Origin of the sequence: Sphingomonas sp. (genome assembly GCF_035555815.1) — a bacterium.
Lineage (GTDB): Bacteria > Pseudomonadota > Alphaproteobacteria > Sphingomonadales > Sphingomonadaceae > Sphingomonas.
This window is the reverse complement of record NZ_DATMGG010000061.1, coordinates 1-1,711: the sequence shown is the minus strand read 5'-3', so window position 1 is coordinate 1,711 and position 1,711 is coordinate 1. Positions and strand designations below refer to the sequence as shown.

Annotated in this window: 1 protein-coding gene and 1 tRNA gene; both read right to left on the bottom strand. The window is 68.1% G+C overall.

Going from position 1 to position 1,711, the window contains the following annotated elements:
* Positions 1–114 precede the first annotated feature (114 nt).
* Positions 115–190: transfer RNA gene (locus VNR91_RS03445), tRNA-Ile, on the bottom strand.
* Positions 191–237: 47 nt separating this feature from the next.
* The gene (locus VNR91_RS03440) at positions 238–1,500 is read right to left on the bottom strand and encodes an NAD(P)/FAD-dependent oxidoreductase (RefSeq protein ID WP_414712368.1); all 1,263 of its coding nucleotides are present in this window, start codon (positions 1,498–1,500) and stop codon (positions 238–240) included.
* Positions 1,501–1,711: the final 211 nt, after the last annotated feature.

Genomic DNA, 1,711 nt, shown 5'->3' with positions numbered 1-1,711 from the left:
CGGCGCGACACGACTGTCAATACGCCGGATGAGCATCCGCGCGCGGCGTGCCATGGCGCCTGCTGACCGCGCCGTCTTCGGGGTCTCAACAGAGACAATGTCGGCTAAGGGGGTTGGTGGGCCCACCAGGACTCGAACCTGGAACCAGACCGTTATGAGCGGTCGGCTCTAACCATTGAGCTATAGGCCCTGCGCGACGATGCCTAGCGTCTTTGCGGGAGCTTGTCGACCTGCTGTTCAGCCGTCGTCATCGGGGAGATCGCGCTGGGTAATCAGGCGTGCGCCGCGCCGGCCGCTGGTGTGAATCCAGAGCCAGTTGAGCGCCACGGCGAGGCGGTTGCGGACGCCGATCAGGAAAAAGATGTGGGCGGTGCCCCAGAGCCACCAGGCAAGCGCGCCCTTGAGGCGGATCCAGCCGAAATCGACCACAGCGGCGCTGCGCCCGATCGTGGCGAGACTGCCCTGATCGCGATAGTGGAAGCGGTGCACCGCCATGTCACCCTTGAGCCGCGCCCGAATCGTCGCGGCGACATGGGCGCCCTGCTGCTTGGCCGCCGGCGCGACGCCGGGGACCGGCTTGCCGTCGGAGACCAGCATCGCGGTGTCGCCGATCACGAAGATATCCGGATGGTCGGGCACCGTCAGATCCGCCTCGACCATGACGCGCCCGGCGCGATCCTTGGCCGCGCCGAGCCAGTCGGCCGCCGGTGAGGCCTGTACGCCGGCCGCCCAGATGACGGTCGCGGCGTCGATCCGTTCCGCGGCGAGCATGACGCCCTCCGCATCGACGCGCGTAACCGCGGTGCCGGTCCGCACCTCGACCCCGAGCCGTTCCAGTGCCTTGCGCGCATAGGCCGAGAGATCCTCACGAAAGGCGGCGAGGACGCGGGGGCCCGCCTCGACCAGGATGACACGGGAATCCCGCGGATCGAAGGCGCGGAAATCGCCGGGCAGCGTGTGGCGCGCGAGCTCCGCGATCGTGCCGGCGAGCTCGACGCCGGTCGGGCCGCCGCCGACGATGACGAAGGTCAGCAGCGCGGCGCGCTTCTCGGCCGAGGTCTCGCGTTCCGCGCGCTCGAACGCCATCAGGATACGGCGGCGGATGGTGGTCGCATCCTCCAGCATCTTGAGCCCGGGCGCATGGCGTTCCCAGTCGTCATGCCCGAAATAGGCGTGACGCGCGCCAGTGGCGATGATCAGCGCGTCATAGGGGATCGCGGCGCCGTCTTCGAGCTTGACCTGCCGCGCTTCCGTATCGATGCCGACCACGGTGCCGAGCAGCGTGGTCACGTTGCGGGCGTCGCGCAGGAGGCTGCGAATCGGCCAGGCGATCTCGGACGTCGCGAGCAGTGCCGTCGCGACCTGATAGAGCAGCGGCTGGAACAGATGATGGTTTCGCTGGTCGATGAGCGTGACCGAAACCGGTGCGCCGGCAAGCCCCCTCGCGGCGGCGAGACCGCCGAAACCGCCACCCAGAATGACGACGCGCTCGATGCTCATGCCCCCGCCCAGCGTTGGATTGATCACGAGATATGGCATCCGCCCGTGCCGGTGCCATCGTAATGCCTGCTTATCCAGCAATAGCCTCCAAACTGCCACTTGTAGACAGCCAAAGGAGCAATGCTGCCATGACGCCGATCTCGAAGGCCCGCATCACCTGCCGGACCCTGCTGCTGGCCGGCGCATTCGCCGCGGCCTTCGCCGCCCCGGC

Bases quoted from the DNA above. Each gene is read 5' to 3' on its own strand.
- VNR91_RS03440 (WP_414712368.1), bottom strand. From the start codon at position 1,500: ATGAGCATCGAGCGCGTCGTCATTCTGGGTGGCGGTTTCGGCGGTCTC.